The organism is Tenacibaculum tangerinum, assembly GCF_029853675.1.
GTDB classification, from domain to species: Bacteria; Bacteroidota; Bacteroidia; order Flavobacteriales; family Flavobacteriaceae; genus Polaribacter; species Polaribacter tangerinum_A.
In genome coordinates this window covers 912,450-928,711 of record NZ_CP122539.1, presented here as the reverse complement: position 1 = coordinate 928,711, position 16,262 = coordinate 912,450, and the positions used below count along the sequence as shown (strand labels likewise).

The following is a 16,262-nucleotide window of genomic DNA, read 5'->3' as shown; positions in this document are numbered from 1 at the left end:
AGCCTATTTGACTGCAAATTTCCCTAATGGTTTAATGGAGTTTAGTTAAAAGAATGTTAAATAAAATTTATAAAAAATCATTCAATGTTTTTAGGTGCAAATCATGTAATGCATGGGCTTTTGTTTTAAAGGTAATGCGTATTGTTTCGCCTGGTAGTATATCAAAAAAATTATCGCTAAAATGCCCTTTTTCAGAAGTAAATAAAAACACATCTTTAAGAAGTTTTTCAGATTGTATGTTAATAGAAAAACCTTCGTTAATTTTGGTTATAGTAGTCGTAGCATTGCTTTTAGGAAGTAGTAAATCTTTGGGTTTCTCCAAATAAATAATAGCAGATTCGTCACCAAGTTTTGCACAGAGTACCGATGATTTTCTTTCGCTATTTTTTAAAGAAATGGTTTCAATAATAGTACTGCTGTTGGGTTGGATATGCACTTCTTTAGAATGCTTCCAATTTACTTTTCCTTCAAAATCGAGAAGTGTTAATTCGAGTTGCCCTTTAACATCTGTATAGGTGTCATTAACAACGAAAAGGTGTAGGCTGTCTTTTTTGATTTCTGAAGAAATAAGCAGATTTTTAAAAGCCTTTTTGGCTTTGTATTGAAGTGCCTTCCAATTTCCGAAATAATCAATACTCGACCAAGAAATGGCAGGCCAGCAATCGTTTAATTGCCAATAGAGAGTTCCCATATTGTAGGGCTTAGCTCTTCGATGCGCTTCAATTCCCATTACGATGCCCCGTGCTTGTACTAATTGACTCATATACACATAATCTTCATCATTTTTTGGCAGCGTGTAATCTCGTTGCATGTACTCTTCCATTAACTGAAATCCTCTGGGATGTTTTTGGTGCGATTGGATGCTTTTGGAGCGAATATCAATACTATCTTTTTGATTGAGATACCTAATAACCTCATAACCAGGAAATGATTGAAATCCGAATTCGCTCATAAAACGAGGGACTTTTTCTTTAAAATGTTCAAAAGGCGCTCCGTCGTGCCATACCCACCAGTCGTGTGCATCGCCTTCAAATTGGTATTTCGGATTGCCACGACCGTATTTAGGGGAACTTTCCCAATACGAAGTATGGTCGCTAAATTGTCGAACTGTTTTTGGAAGTATGCTATCAAAAACAGCGAGATAATCATTCCAAATAGCTGTTTTTTCTTTTTCAGTTCTGTTGGTTTGCCAACCCCATCGATGCCATCCTTCCGAATTTTCGTTGTTTCCACACCACAAAGCTACAGATGCATGATTTCTTAGTCTTTTTACTTGTTGTTCAGCTTCTAGTTGCACATTGGCTAAAAATTCAGCGTTGCCAGGGTACATGGCACAGGCAAACATAAAATCTTGCCAAACTAAAATTCCTTTTTCATCACATAAATCGTAAAAAATGTCATGTTCATAAATGCCGCCACCCCAAACTCTAAGCATGTTCATGTTTGTTTCTACCACATCGTTTAGTAACTTTTCGTAATGCTTATGGTTTACTTTGTTCTGAAAACTGTGTTGAGGAATGTAATTAGCTCCTTTAGCATACACAGGTTTTCCATTCAATTCAAAATAAAAAGTTTCTCCTATACTGTCTTTTTGGGTTATTAGTTTGATGGTTCTAATTCCTTTTTTGACTGTTTTATTGTCGGCTATGCTACCATGCACTTTTAATTTAAAATTGAAGTTGTATAGGTGAGGAGTTCCCAAATTGTGTGTCCACCATAATGTAGGATTTTTAAGAGTGAAAGGGATTGTATATTGATGTGTTCCTTTTTTGAGATGAATTGGTGTCTGTTTTTTCACAGAAGCTACTTCTGAAACAATTTCACAGGAAGTATCTTTACTACTATGAATAGTGAGTAGGGCAGTTAGGCTTGCTTCTGTACTAGATAAAGAATCTTGTCGCATAAAAATATCTTCAAAAATAGGGCTATCCCATGCTTTTAAAGTAATGGGTTTCCATATACCAGAAGTATTCAACTTTGGACCCCAATCCCATCCATATTGAAACTGTGCTTTTCTGGTAAAAATCCGATTTCCTTCGGGTAAGGAGTATGCTTGTTGTTGTTTCAAAAGTTTCTCTTCTTCGGAAGTGGGAGTGAAGTAAATTCGCAACTGATTTTCCTTCCGAAGTAAATTTTTAACATTCAAGGTATAACTTCTAAAAGCATTATCTGTTTTTAGAAGCAAGGAGTCATTCAAATAAATAGCAGCATAGGTATCTAACCCTTCAAATTGAAGCTGAATGTTTTTCTTTTGTAAAACGGTTTTTTGCAATGAAAACGTAGTTTTATATTCCCACGGAATTTGCGAAACCCATTGCACTTTTTCTTCATTATTTTTAACGAAGGGGTCGTCTATTAACGTATGCTGTAACAGGTCGGTATAAATGTTCCCCGGAACTTCAGCAGTACGCCAAATACTATCGGTGGCTTTTTTAAATTGCCAATTGGTTGATAACGTAACTATTTCTGGTAAACTATCAGGGGGTTGACATCCTACGAAAGAAATAAAAATGTAGGCTGTAAGAAGTGAAAGAAATAGGTTATTTGTCATAAGTTATGTAAGCAGATACCATCCAGTAATTAATATCGTTATCTTCGATAGCTTTGGCTTTTGGAATTGCAAATTCAAATGTATGAGTACCCACTGCTAGATCGCCTAATGCGATAATTTCTGGTTTTACATCGCTCCCTGGACACCAGTTGGAGCGAGAATAGTCTGAAGATGCAATACGTTCTTCAATTTTTTTTCCTTTATAGGTGGTAGGTATCATCGCAACACCCGAACTAGGATTAAAACGTCTGAAACTAGCACAATCATCACGCCAAGGAGTAAACTTTTTAATCACTTTTTGGTTAAGTTTAATAATATTTTCTTTTTGGTTAAACTCATCACCAGCAGCATACCCACCATGTCCTGTAGCGATATAGTACAACTTTGCGTTTTTAAGGGTGCTTTGCACAGGAATAGCGATACTTAAATTACCTTTTGAAAAAGCATCATAAAATTTTTGATTTGCAGCATATTTTGTGGTGTTTAGAACAGGAAGTACTCCTCGTTCTTTTTTAAGATGATGAGGAATGGTAGTTTCTGTAAAATCAAGTTCAACAGAAACAGTATAACCTTGTTTGTTCCAAGTGTCAACATAAACACCAATATATACCTCGTTTTCTAATAGGGGTAAAAGATGGGTAATGTCTTGTTTCCAAACTACATTATCTTCCCATTTTGGAATGTAAACGGGTTTAGCATCTTTAAGTTTTTCATGATTGTTGAAGAATCCAACACCAAAAGGAGTCATAAAGCGAAGCAATTCAATATTGGGTTTATAAACGAGGTTACTATCTATTTTTTCTTGTTGAATGCCTATATATTCATTTTGAAACTGTTCTTTCTTGACAGTTTTATTCTCTAAATCTAAAAAACTAGCTGAAGCAGAAGCTGGAATAACAAAAACAGAACCAGATTTGTCCCATGGATCACCATTTGAAGTTAAGGTGGTAGTAATAGTAACCGAAGGTTGCATTTGATATGATGGAAGATTAACTTTTTTTACTAAAACACGCCCAGCATCTAGCCTTAGAATGCTATCTTTATGATTGTTAGGATTCTTTTTTAATTCCATATCAAAATAAAGATTGGTATTGTCAAAAACAACCATCTTTTGATTCCCAAGCTGGGTGGGTTTTGTTTGACAAGAATATGAGACAATGATGGCTAAAAATAGTAAGTGTATATGCTTCATAGTATGAGGTATTATACTAACAGTTAGTAAAAAATCAAAGGTAAAAAACTTCTCCTACATTCTTTTAATAAGTAGTTAATTTTTAATTTATTACGTTCACAATGTTTTTGATGCAATCTATGTCTGAAACGGTTTGTATGGTATCGAACATTGAGGGCAGTTGTACCTCATTGGGCAGTATCTTCACAGAAGCCGAGGTGTGTATTTCTAAAAATCTACTGTTTTTAAAAACCGCAGCATTGGTAGCGTTGATACCACTCCCAGGAAGAATAATGATTCGATCGGCTGCTTGTTTGTTCAATTTTTGAAGTGCATCAAGCCCTTCTATTGCCAAAGTTTTTTGTCCAGAGGTTAACACTCTGTCAGCACCAAGGCTTATGAGTTGTTCTAGTGATTTTGTAGGATTTGCAACACAGTCAAAGGCTCTGTGAAAAGTAAAGGCTAGAGGCTTCGAAAGTTCAATTAATGCTTGAGTTCTTTCCAAATCAATTTCATTAGTAGGAGTTAAGACACCCGAAACAATTCCTGAGCATCCTATTTCTTTGCAATATTGAATGTCAGATTTCATGATTTCAAACTCTTCATCAGAATAGCAGAAATCACCACTTCTAGGTCTAATTAGCACAAAAACAGGAATGCGTGTGTTTTGAATAACTTCTTTAATGAGTCCAAATGAAGGAGTAATACCACCAACAGATAGTTCGCTGCACAGTTCAATTCTATGTGCACCAGCACTTTGTGCGTTTAAAGCTGATTGATATGAATTGGCACAAATTTCTAAAATCATAGAATAGTATAGGTTTTAACAATTAACAATTAACAATTCGTAATTCATAATTCATCAAAAGTATTAGTCAACGATAATTTCATCGATAAACAACCAAGCAAGATGACCAGCACCTTGTTCTCCTTCGGGAATTTTTCCAAAGCAAGAAATGGTAATATTTAATTGTTTTACTGTTTGCTTCGGAATGCTAATACGACTCTTTACCGTAGTTTCTGAAGTAGTATTCAGTACCACTTCCTTTGTAAAACCATTATTTAGCGAAACAGTATATTTTTTAGGCGGATAAATCCATGAACCTACCGAATTGTAAAATCGTGTGATAATAGAAGAAATAGCGGTAGGTTTTTCAAAATCAATCGTTATGCTAACCGAATCGGTATCAAACCCCAGCCATTCTTTATCTCCATAACGACTTTTATTTCCCTGTATTCCATTAATCAATATTTCTTTGCCTCCTTTTCCGTAAGTAGGGTTGGGAGGAACACTTAATGAAATCGTTTGATTGATAGCTTTATGTTTTAGAATATCCTTAGAAAAAACAGCACCAATTTGTTCTTTTTTATCAAAACTAGCCGCTTTAATAGTCACAGATTTTGTGATGGGTATAGGAGCGGTATACAATGTTGATTTTTCTGTTGGAATAGTACCATCGAGCGTAAATCGAATGTCTTTTCCAGATATTTGGGCTTCCAATATATAAAAAGTACTGTCTTTAGCGTACAAGGGTTTTCCTCTTAATTCATACAAATGATTGGCATGGTTGATAGAAAGATGGTCTAGCCTTTTGAAAAAAGAAAGCAATCTCTTTTTAAAATCATCATAATTTTTCTGTTTCGATGAAGACCATACTACCTCACTCAAAGCCGCCACTCTAGGAAAAATCATATACTCTACTTTTTCAGGAGTTTTCATGTACTCTGTCCATACATTTCCTTGAGCACCTAAGACGTATTGGGCTTCTTCTTTTGTGAGTTCTTTTGGGATTGGGTTGAAATGGTAGACCTTTTCCAGAGGAAGAAAACCACCAATAGCCAATGGTTCATTTTCATGGGTAGATTGGTAATGATCAAAGTAACAGTGTGAGTTCGGGGTCAACACCACATTATGATGTGCTTTCGCAGCTTCTACAGCCCCTTTAGTACCACGCCAAGACATTACGGTAGCATTAGGTGCTAGGCCTCCTTCTAGAATTTCATCCCAACCAATAAGTTGTTTTCCTTTAGAATTGATGTACTGCTCCATACGAGTAATAAAATAGCTTTGGAGCTCATGCTCATCTTTTAATCCTTTTTCTTTGATAAGTTGTTGGCAATGCGCACAATTTCTCCATCGTTTTTTAGGAGCTTCGTCACCTCCGATATGAATATATTTTCCTGGGAATAAGGAAACGACTTCATCAATCACATCTTCCAAAAATTGAAAAGTGGTTTCTTTGGGGCAATAAATATCTTCAAAAACACCCCATTTCGTGGCTACTTCAATAGTATCTCCAGTACACCCTAGCTCAGGATACGCGGCAATGGCTGCCTGAGAGTGTCCTGGCATTTCAATTTCAGGAATAATAGTAACCTGCCTTTCTGCTGCGTAGGTTACAACCTCTCTTATTTCTTCCTGAGTGTAATAGCCACCATATCTTTTTCCATCAAATTGATGTGGCTGGTCGCTGTAATGCCCAATAAGTGTTTCTTTTCTGTAGGCAGCAACTTCTTGTAGTTTTGGGTATTTTTTGATTTCAATTCGCCATCCTTGATCTTCTGTCAAATGCCAATGAAACGTATTCATCTTAAGCATAGCCAACATATCAATGTATTTTTTGATAAAATCTACCGAGAAAAAATGACGAGCTACATCTAAATGCATACCTCTGTACACAAATCGAGGGCTGTCTTTTATTTCTAAGCATTGAATAGCCATGCTTTTTGAGTTGGTAGCAACAGGCATTAATTGTAGCAAACTCTGCACCCCATAAAAAGCGCCTTTTGCAGAAGAAGCGCTGATGATAATCTCTTTGGGAGTAATAGTTAAAATATAAGCTTCTTCATTTTTAAGTGTATCATCTTTTAAGAATTGAATTTTAGCACCCGTTTTGGCTGTGGTTAAAGTAATATCATATTGTTTTTCAATATATTCAGAAAAATAATTCGCTACTGATTTGAATTCATCTTGATAGTTTACAGAAACAGCATTGTTAAGAATAAAAGTTCCTTCGGTAATGGTTTGTGAAACAGGAATCGGAATGATTTCTGGAGTGATGGGTTTGGGAATATTTTTATGACAGTTGATAAGTAATAGTACAAAAAAGACAAGGTAATGATAACTGATTTTCATTTTCTGTTATATTTGATGCTAAATTAACAATCTACTATCATGAAAATCAAATTTTTATTCTTTTTTATTCTTGTTGTTTTGTTAGTAGGATGTCATCAACAACCAACAATTTCAAAAGCTCAAAAAGAGAAAAGTTTGACTTCTTATGTAAATCCTTTTATTGGAACAGGAGGACACGGACATACGTATCCGGGAGCGACCCTGCCTTTTGGAATGATGCAATTATCTCCAGATACCCGTTTAGACGGATGGGATGGATGTTCTGGCTATCACTATTCTGACTCTGAAATATATGGATTCTCTCATACACATTTAAGCGGAACAGGAGTGTCTGATTACGGCGATATTTTACTTATGCCTACCAATAAGGTTATTTTTAATAACGGAGCTGATGGAAAAGAAGGCTACAAGTCTAAATTTTCACACGAACAAGAAGTGGCAGCACCAGGGTATTATAAGGTGTTTTTAGAAGATACAAACATCAATATTGAGTTGACAGTTGCTGAAAGAAGTGGCATTCATAAATATACCTTTCCGGAAAAAGAAAAACAAGTACTTATTGTAGATTTAGAACATAGAGATGAAGTGTTGGATGCGAAGCTAACTGTCGACTCCAATACCGAGATTTCGGGATATCGTCATTCAAAAGCATGGGCAACCAACCAACAATTATTTTTTACTATTCAATTTTCAAAACCGTTTACCAAAGTCACTTTTTTAAAAGATAAAAAAGAAGGAAAACAGGTAAAAGCAGCGTTTGAATTTGATGAAAATACAGGAAATACAATCGAATTGGCTGTAGCAATTTCTCCTGTAGATGTAAATGGAGCCAAGAAAAATTTACAACAAGAAATTGCTGGGAAAACATTTGAGCAAGTAAAAAAGAACGCACAGCAAGTTTGGGAGCAGCAATTAGAAAAGATTGTGGTAGAAGATGCTAGCAATGATAATAAAGTAAACTTTTACACTGCCATGTACCATACCATGATTGCCCCTAATCTGTACCAAGATGTAGACGGTAGGTATCGAGGAATGGATTTAAAAGTTCATGAAACTAACGATTTTCAGTACTACACGGTGTTTTCGCTTTGGGATACCTACAGAGCAACACACCCGCTGTATACACTCATAGAACAAGAAAGAACCAACGATTTTATCAATACATTTTTAGCAAAATACGACGAAGGAGGCATCATGCCTATTTGGGATTTAGCAGGCTGTTATACGGGGTGTATGATAGGCTATCATGCCGTTCCCGTAATTGCCGATGCCTATATGAAAGGAATTCGAAACTACGATACGAGCAAGGCTTTTGAAGCAATGAAACATTCGGCAGTACAAGACAAACTAGGATTGGAATCGTATAAAAAATACGGATTTATTCCTGTGGAAAAAGAGTCGGAGTCTGTCTCTAAAACCCTTGAATATGCCTATGATGATTGGACGATAGCACGAATGGCAAAAGCTTTAGAAAATGAAGAAGACTACAAGACCTACATAAAAAGAGCCCAAAATTATAAGAATGTTTTCGACCCCCAAAGTCAGTTTATGCGAGGACGTTTTAGAAACACATGGTTTACTCCGTTCGACCCCTATGAAGTCAACTTTAATTATACAGAAGCCAACTCTTGGCAGTACAGTTTTTACGTGCCTCAAGATATTTCAGGTTTTATAAAATTACTAGGAGGAAAAAAGCAATTAGAAACCAATTTAGACAAATTATTTACCGCGAACGACAGTACTTCTGGTCGCCATCAGGTAGATATTACAGGATTGATAGGGCAATACGCACACGGAAACGAACCCAGTCACCACATGGCGTATTTATACAATTTTGTGAACAAACCCCATAAAACACAAGAAAGAATTCGTCAAATCTTAACCGAACAATACACCAATACACCTGATGGAATTTCGGGGAATGAAGATTGCGGGCAAATGAGTGCCTGGTATATTTTTAGCAGCCTAGGATTTTATCCAGTAACACCAGCATCTAATCAGTATATAATCGGAAATCCGTTGTTTAAAAAGACCACCATATACCTAGAAAATGGAAAAGATTTTACCGTAGTAGCACATCATTTATCAACAGAAAACACATACATTGAAAAGGTACTTTTAAACGGAAAATTGTTAGATAGAACCTTTATACACCACCAAGAAATTATTGAGGGAGGAGTATTAGAATTTTTTATGACGAATACCCCTTCTGAATGGGGTACTAAAGAAGGACAAGAACCCGTTACAAGTATTGACGAATATGAAATTGTACCCGCGCCTTTTATCGCCAAAGGAGACATCGCTTTCAAAGGAAGTACCAAATTAACCTTGGAAAATGTAGATAAGGAAGCTACGATTTATTACGCATTGAATGAAGGAAATTTTCTAAAATACACGACACCTATTCAAGTTTCTGAAAAAGGTACTTTACAGGTGTATGCTGAAAAAAATGGAAACAAAAGTGCTACAATTACTACCGATTTATATAAAATAGACCCGAATGTTACCATAGATTTACAAACAACATATGCCAATCAATACAATGCAGGAGGAAAAAATGCGCTGATTGACGGTGTCTTGGGAGCCAATGATTTTAGAACGGGAACTTGGCAAGGATATTTCGATACAGATTTGGTGGCTGTTGTAGATTTAGGAAAAGAAAAGTGGCTAGAGTACATTCAAGTAAATTTTTTAGAAGACCAACGCTCGTGGATTTTCTTACCTACTGAAATCGAATACTTGATATCTTCTGATGGAAAGACCTATACAACCCTTACAAAAACAAAACTACATACAACTGAGCCTCGTGAAAATGTATCTATAGAAAAAGTAGGCTATGCTTTTAAAGGAAAAACAGCTCGTTACGTAAAGGTCATCGCTAAAAAATTAGGAAACTTACCAGAATGGCATCTAGGCTACAAACACGATGGAAAATCGTGGTTGTTTGTAGATGAAATTCAAATACGATAACACGATTTTACAAAAAAAGAAATTAAAAACATAAAACTTACTATATTTCCCCAATGAAACAAATCAATTTTATACAAAAAAAAGCAACAATAGTAGTAGGACTATTGGCACTTGTCTTATTAATAGCTTGTAAATTAGAAGAGAAGTCACCAGAAAAAAAAGAAACAGTAAAAACGAGTACTTCTGCTGTAAGACCACTAGTCATAGCTACGTGGAATACCCCATTGGCTGTAGAAACTGCCGCCAAAGTGTTAGAAAAAGGTGGTTCAGCATTAGATGCTGTAGAAGCAGGGTGTAGAATTGAAGAAGCCAATGAAAAAGGACAATCGGTTGGAAAAGGCGGATTGCCCGATAGAGATGGAAATGTAACCTTAGACGCTTGTATTATGGATGACAAAGGGAATTACGGAGCTGTTTTATGCGTAAAAAATATAAAACATGTAATTTCGGTAGCCAGAAAAGTAATGGAAGAAACGCCACACGTAATGTTAGCAGGTGAAGGAGCTGAACAATTTGCCATATCTCAAGGATTTGAACGTGAAAATTTACTGACAGAACCTTCTAAAAAAGCATGGGAAAAATGGAAAGAGAAATCAGAATACAAACCCATTATCAATATTGAAAATCACGACACCATTGGTATGCTGGCTATAGACAAAGAAGGGAATATTTCTGGGGCTTGCACCACTAGCGGTTTGGCATACAAAATGGCGGGTAGAGTAGGAGATTCACCCATTATTGGAGGAGGCTTGTTTGTAGATAACGAGGTAGGAGCAGCAGTTGCTACTGGATTAGGAGAAGAAGTATTAAAAACAGTAGGAAGCTTTTTAATTGTAGAGTTAATGCGCCAAGGAAAAAGTCCGCAAGAAGCCTGTGAAGAAGCGATTGCTCGAATTGTAAACAAACCGAATAGCGATTTTAAAAATTTTCAGGTAGGCTATATTGCAGTTAACAAACAAGGTGAAACAGGAGCCTATTCAATTCATGAATGGTTTAGCTATAACCTTTATAAAAATGGAGAGAATAAGAATATTAAATCCGATTTTATCTTAAACCGTAAAGAATAACACCCTATAATTTATGACAACAGCGACAAACACATCGTATAAGAAGGCATTTTATTTTTTGACCTCTCTATTTTTTTTATGGGGATTTATTACTGTATTGGTAGATTCTTTAATCCCCAGAATACGTGAACTATTTACCTTATCGTATTTTCAGGCAGGATTGGTACAGTTTGCCTTCTTTGGGGCTTATTTTTTATTATCGATTCCCGCAGGTTATATTTTAGCGAGAATTGGCTATAAAAAAGGAATTATTTTAGGATTGTTAACCATGGCGATAGGTTGTTTGTTATTTTATCCAGCAGCTTCTTATCGAGTTTTTGGAATTTTTATGCTAGCCTATTTTGTGCTGGCAGGAGGAATGACCATTTTACAAGTAGCAGCGAATCCGTATGTAGCAGTCTTAGGTACTGAAGAAGGAGCGAGCAGCCGTTTAAATTTATCACAAGCATTTAACTCTTTAGGGACAGCGATAGCTCCTGCAGTGGGAGCCATGTTGATTTTAAGCGATAAAGTAAAAACTTCTGAAGAGATTGCAGTACTTTCAGTATCGGCAAAACAAGAGTATTTAGCAGCCGAAGCAGAGGCAGTACAAACCCCTTTCTTGGGCATTGCAGGATTCATCATTGCACTGGCAGTGGTCTTTGCTTTTGTAAAACTTCCGAAGTTATTAGAAAAAATTCCTAAGGGAGGCTATGGTACTTTACTGAAGAATAAATCTTTACTAATGGGGGCTTTGGGTATTTTTGTATATGTAGGTGCTGAGGTGGCGATAGGAAGCTATTTGGTGAATTATTTTTTAGACATGAACTTGTTTGAACTAATTAAAAGCAATTCTTTGATGAGCACTATTTCAGAAACCTTACTTAGAAAAAATTTATTAGAAGTAGATAATAAAGCCATTGTAGGAGCATTTGTTACATTTTATTGGTCTGGTGCCATGATAGGTCGATTCATAGGCTCGTATTTAACAAACATAATAGCACCTGCCAAAGTGCTGACAAGCTTTGCGATAGGAGCTTTACTGTTAGTGGTCATATCAATGAGTACTTCAGGGTTTATAGCCATGTGGTCTATCTTGGCAGTTGGATTGTTTAACTCGATTATGTTTCCTACTATTTTCACCCTTGCTATTGATGGATTAGAGGAGTTGAAACCACAAGCTTCGGGACTACTTTGTACGATGATTGTAGGAGGCGCGATTATTCCACCTTTGTACGGATTGGTTACCGACCATATAGGATTCAAATTCGCTTTTGTGTTAGTGTTGTTATGTTATGCGTATATTATGTATTATGGAAGAAGTAAACAGAAACAATATCAGCAAAATAAAAGTTAGTAAAAAGCTCTGAGAATTAACAGAACCTTTTTTGTTTTTCAAAATATTCAAAATGGATGTCACTACTTCCTATCTCTTTGACTTCGTGAATTATAGTGCATAGATATTTGTATAGTTAAATACCAAATTTATAAATAAAAATAAGAAGAATGCTTGAAAACCAGCCAAAGGAACTGTTTTTTGAGTTAGTTTAGGCCTCAAGATTATAAACAAAATCAGTGAAAAAATTAATGATGTAGAAAATAATATTAAAAAGGGAATTTTAGGAAAACTCATCGCTAGCATGATGAAAAAAAGAATATCTCCTAAACCGATACCGTAAAAAAAAGCCTTCTTTAACTTTAATTTTGTATATGCATAAATTATCAGAATGATCATCGCTAGTAAGATTAAATTGACCAAGATGTTAAAAACGTAAATTTCGTAGAAGCTGTTTTTAAAATACATAAAACTCCCAAGAATTATCTCTGTGAGCAGTACAAGTAAGCTTACTTGTCTTTCTTTTAAATCCTGATAAAAAATTATTAATAGTAAAATTAAGAAGATATAAATCAATTTTTTATTTCAAAGATATGATAATTTGATGAGTTGTTAAAACTCTATGTAATTGCAAATAACGCCTTAATCTTTAAAATATAATATCACTTGTTTACTGGCGTGCATAGAAATGATAATCTTTAATGACTGTATCCACGAAATCCATAGGCTTTTGTTCCGTAGAAATTCCTGTTAATTCAATAATTTTAGCATGTAGTTTTAAAATTACTTTATGCTTACTTTTTTTCTTAGCATCTCGATATACATTGGTGATGGTATGAATATCGCTATCTGTTAACAAGGTTACCTGTGAGTAGGTAGGCGTATAATTATCAGCAATGTCACTCGCAATCGTGTCTTTTAAAGTAATTCTTTTTTTCTGAAATAACGGTAGTTCCAGCAGCAATATCTCCTAAACGTTGTCCTTTTCCATTCAATAAAATAGTAAGAACAGCTACCGAGCCACTGGCTAAGGTAAAATCGACAAAACGCAATAACCAACGAATTAAATAGCTTCCAAAAGTGGGTTTAGAACCATCTAATTTAACCACTCTTATGTCGTTAAAATATTTGCCTGGTGTTTGTCCGTTCATTAATACTTCAAACAGCAAACTATAAAAAAATACAGGAAGTCCGAGTAATGCATACAAACTCATATATTCCATGCTAATTGGTATGTCTAACATTTCCATAATGAGGATAATAATGATATAATACCCAATAATAAATAGTAAATCGATTACATAAGAACCGATTCGAGTGGTAACATGTGCTACATTCTGCTTAATAGCAATATTTTGAGCTGTTTCTATTTGAAAATGATCCATTAACTAGTTTTTCAATTTTTTTATGGTTATTTCTTTAACTTTTTTTAGTTTAGCGAAGATAAAAATATTCTATGATTAAAGAAATTTCTCAACCAATAAGCTTAAATTCTTCAAATATATGAGAGAGGCTGCCTTTGTGAATAAGAATAAAGAAAAGTGGCAGCTTTTTGAAGATGCGTTGTATCGTAAAACAATCATTTCACCCGATAAATTATCAGATTTGTACGTAGAGGTAACCGATGATTTAAGTTACGCTAAAACTTTTTACCCGAGTGGAAACACATTGGTGTATTTAAACTCATTGGCATCTGCAGCACACCAAAAAATATATAAAACTAAAAAAGAAAGCAAAAATAGACTGGTCAGTTTTTTTAAGACCGAATTTCCGTTACTATTTTACCACTATCAAAAACAATTACTCATTGCGTTTGCAGTATTTGCTTTTTTTGCTATTTGTGGTGCTTTTTCTGCTGCAAACGATAGTGATTTTGTCCGTTTAATTTTGGGTGATGGATATGTAAACATGACTTTAGAGAATATTGAAAACGGCGACCCGATGGCGGTATATAAAAAGGCGAATGAAGTAGATATGTTTATTGGAATCACCATTAATAACATACGAGTAGCCATGTATGCTTTTGTGTTGGGGATATTGTTTTCTGTAGGAACACTGTATATTATGATGCAAAACGGAATCATGCTAGGCTCGTTTTTGTATTTTTTTTACGACAAAGGATTGTTTTGGGAATCGTCAAGAACTATTTGGATTCACGGAACGATAGAAATATCAGTAATCATCATAGCCGGATGTGCAGGATTGGTGTTAGGCAACGGATTGCTATTTCCAAAAACCTACTCACGACTAGAATCGTTTAAACGAAGTATGAAAGACGGATTGAAAATTATGGTAAGCACCATTCCGTTTTTTATCGTGGCAGGATTTTTAGAAGGCTTTGTAACCCGTCATACCGAAATGCCCGATTGGTTGGCCATTTTAATTATAGCTACCTCATTCATACTTATCATATTTTATTACGTTATATATCCAAAACAAGTTTATAAAAATCAACAACACCATGCATAAAGAATATATCGAATTTAAAAAAGAGCGAGACTTAGGAAGTATTATTTCAGATGCGTTTAAATTTATTAGACTAGAAGGAAAACAATTCTTTTTAACTATTTTAAAAATAGCAGCCATACCCATTGTAATAGCGGTAGCTTCTATGATTTTTTATATGATGTCTATGGCATCAATGATGAGTGAAGATGCAAGTGCAATTGCAGGAATGATGGGAGCTGCATTTTTGATGATAATCGCCTATACTGTAGCGTATGTATTTATCAATTTAGCAGGGATGTATTATATAAAATCGTATATAGACAATAAAGGACATGTTAATAAAGAAGAAATTAAGGAAAATACAAAAGCCAAGTTTTGGTCTTTTACAGGATTTGGTTTTTTAGCAGCATTGATAATTTTTGCCAGTGCAATGTTGTGTTTTTTTCCAGTTTTTTACACAGCAACAGCATTATCTTTAGGGGCTTCTATTTTAGTTTTTGAAAATGAAACAGCTACTGAGGCAATTGGTAAAAGTTTCGACTTTATAAAAGGGGTTTTTTGGGAAACTTTCGGGGTAATATTTGTAGTAGGACTTTTAGTAGGAGTTCTTGGTTATGTTTTTCAAATACCAGCTATTATTTATCAATTTGCAAAAATGGGTATAAGCATTGGAAGTGACGACCCTTCTGAAATTATGAATATTTACGGCGACCCCATATACCTATTGTTAAATTTAGTAGCGATAGTAGGTAACTTTTTGTTTTATTCAATCACTCTAATAACCAACGTGTTTTTATATTTCGATATCAATGAACAAAAAAACCTAACAGGAACCATCGAAAAAATTGATAGTTTAGGACAATAATCTTTTGAAACAGTTTCTTTTTTACATAGCATTTTTTATTTGTTCAATCACTGTTTTTTCCCAGACGGAAAAAGCAGAAGTCCAGTACGATGATGCCATCATCGAACAAAAAAAGTTCGATGCACAGAAAATAGAAGCGTACAAGCAACAAGACGAATTTATATACATCGTAGAAAAAAGAGACCCTACTATTTTAGAAAAAATATGGAACTGGTTTAAACGAACTGTTATTAAAATACTCTCCTATATTTTCGACGATATTACTCCTGCAGTCGGTTTTTTACGAGTGGTTTTAAAAATATTGCCCTATGCAATTGCTGCTTTGGTGCTGTATTTTATTATTAAATTCTTTTTAAAAGTCAATGCCCGTACGATTATAGATGGCAAAAAGAACAAACCCATCGTTCGTCTTTCTGAAGAAGAAGAGTTGATAAAAGACAAAGATTTACCAAAACTTATTCAGCAAGCAATTGCAGCAAGAAATTATCAGTTAGCGGTACGTTATTACTATTTGTTATTGCTGAAAAAATTAGCGGATAAAGATTTTATTTCTTGGCAGCAAGAAAAAACAAACGAAGATTACATCAAAGAGCTATCATCGAAAAAACAATTACATGGCGACTTTAAAAAGTTAACCTATTTATACGATTATGTATGGTACGGAGAGTTTTCAATCGATGAAGAAAAATTTTTACAGGCAGAAAATAACTTTAAAAATACGCTAGCTAAAATTTATTAA

General features: G+C 34.8%; 12 protein-coding genes. 6 read left to right on the top strand and 6 right to left on the bottom strand.

The window, feature by feature from the left end; genetic code table 11:
• Positions 1-67 precede the first annotated feature (67 nt).
• From P8625_RS03940 to P8625_RS03925, 4 genes are all read right to left on the bottom strand, one after another.
• Complete coding sequence (locus tag P8625_RS03940) at positions 68-2,551, bottom strand: beta-mannosidase (RefSeq protein WP_279652193.1); 2,484 nt, start codon at positions 2,549-2,551, stop codon at positions 68-70.
• Complete coding sequence (locus P8625_RS03935) at positions 2,541-3,743, bottom strand: PNGase F N-terminal domain-containing protein (protein ID WP_279652192.1); 1,203 nt, start codon at positions 3,741-3,743, stop codon at positions 2,541-2,543. Before P8625_RS03935 ends, P8625_RS03940 begins: the two co-directional genes overlap by 11 nt.
• An 82-nt stretch (positions 3,744-3,825) precedes the next feature.
• On the bottom strand, positions 3,826-4,530 hold the full coding sequence (locus P8625_RS03930) for a copper homeostasis protein CutC (protein WP_279652191.1): 705 nt from the start codon (positions 4,528-4,530) through the stop codon (positions 3,826-3,828).
• A 63-nt stretch (positions 4,531-4,593) separates the two neighbouring features.
• Positions 4,594-6,858: a beta-N-acetylhexosaminidase gene (locus P8625_RS03925; RefSeq protein WP_279652190.1), complete on the bottom strand. Its 2,265-nt coding sequence runs from the start codon at positions 6,856-6,858 to the stop codon at positions 4,594-4,596.
• 39 nt (positions 6,859-6,897) lie between these two features.
• On the opposite strand from P8625_RS03925, the gene P8625_RS03920 reads away from it, so the two are divergent.
• Genes P8625_RS03920 through P8625_RS03910 form a run of 3 tightly spaced genes read left to right on the top strand, consistent with a single transcriptional unit; the run spans position 6,898 to position 12,231 of the window.
• Positions 6,898-9,828: a GH92 family glycosyl hydrolase gene (locus P8625_RS03920; RefSeq protein WP_279652189.1), complete on the top strand. Its 2,931-nt coding sequence runs from the start codon at positions 6,898-6,900 to the stop codon at positions 9,826-9,828.
• A 53-nt stretch (positions 9,829-9,881) separates the two neighbouring features.
• Complete coding sequence (locus tag P8625_RS03915) at positions 9,882-10,895, top strand: N(4)-(beta-N-acetylglucosaminyl)-L-asparaginase (protein ID WP_279652188.1); 1,014 nt, start codon at positions 9,882-9,884, stop codon at positions 10,893-10,895.
• Between the two features lie 13 nt (positions 10,896-10,908).
• Positions 10,909-12,231: a sugar MFS transporter gene (locus tag P8625_RS03910; RefSeq protein ID WP_279652187.1), complete on the top strand. Its 1,323-nt coding sequence runs from the start codon at positions 10,909-10,911 to the stop codon at positions 12,229-12,231.
• A gap of 649 nt (positions 12,232-12,880) precedes the next feature.
• Here P8625_RS03910 and P8625_RS16235 read toward each other — a convergent pair.
• Together P8625_RS16235 and P8625_RS03905 are read right to left on the bottom strand one after the other, a co-directional pair.
• The gene (locus P8625_RS16235; RefSeq protein ID WP_322790509.1) at positions 12,881-13,069 is read right to left on the bottom strand and encodes a hypothetical protein; all 189 of its coding nucleotides are present in this window, start codon (positions 13,067-13,069) and stop codon (positions 12,881-12,883) included.
• 40 nt (positions 13,070-13,109) lie between these two features.
• Positions 13,110-13,595 (bottom strand): RDD family protein, encoded by a 486-nt coding sequence (locus tag P8625_RS03905; protein ID WP_322790508.1) that lies wholly within the window; start codon positions 13,593-13,595, stop codon positions 13,110-13,112.
• A gap of 118 nt (positions 13,596-13,713) precedes the next feature.
• On the opposite strand from P8625_RS03905, the gene P8625_RS03900 reads away from it, so the two are divergent.
• Genes P8625_RS03900 through P8625_RS03890 form a run of 3 tightly spaced genes read left to right on the top strand, consistent with a single transcriptional unit; the run spans position 13,714 to position 16,262 of the window.
• Positions 13,714-14,679, top strand: a complete 966-nt coding sequence (locus P8625_RS03900; protein ID WP_279652186.1) for a stage II sporulation protein M — start codon at positions 13,714-13,716, stop codon at positions 14,677-14,679.
• Positions 14,672-15,523 (top strand): hypothetical protein, encoded by an 852-nt coding sequence (locus tag P8625_RS03895; protein WP_279652185.1) that lies wholly within the window; start codon positions 14,672-14,674, stop codon positions 15,521-15,523. Before P8625_RS03900 ends, P8625_RS03895 begins: the two co-directional genes overlap by 8 nt.
• A gap of 4 nt (positions 15,524-15,527) precedes the next feature.
• A complete protein-coding gene (locus P8625_RS03890) occupies positions 15,528-16,262 on the top strand; it encodes a DUF4129 domain-containing protein (RefSeq protein WP_279652184.1) in 735 nt (244 codons plus the stop codon).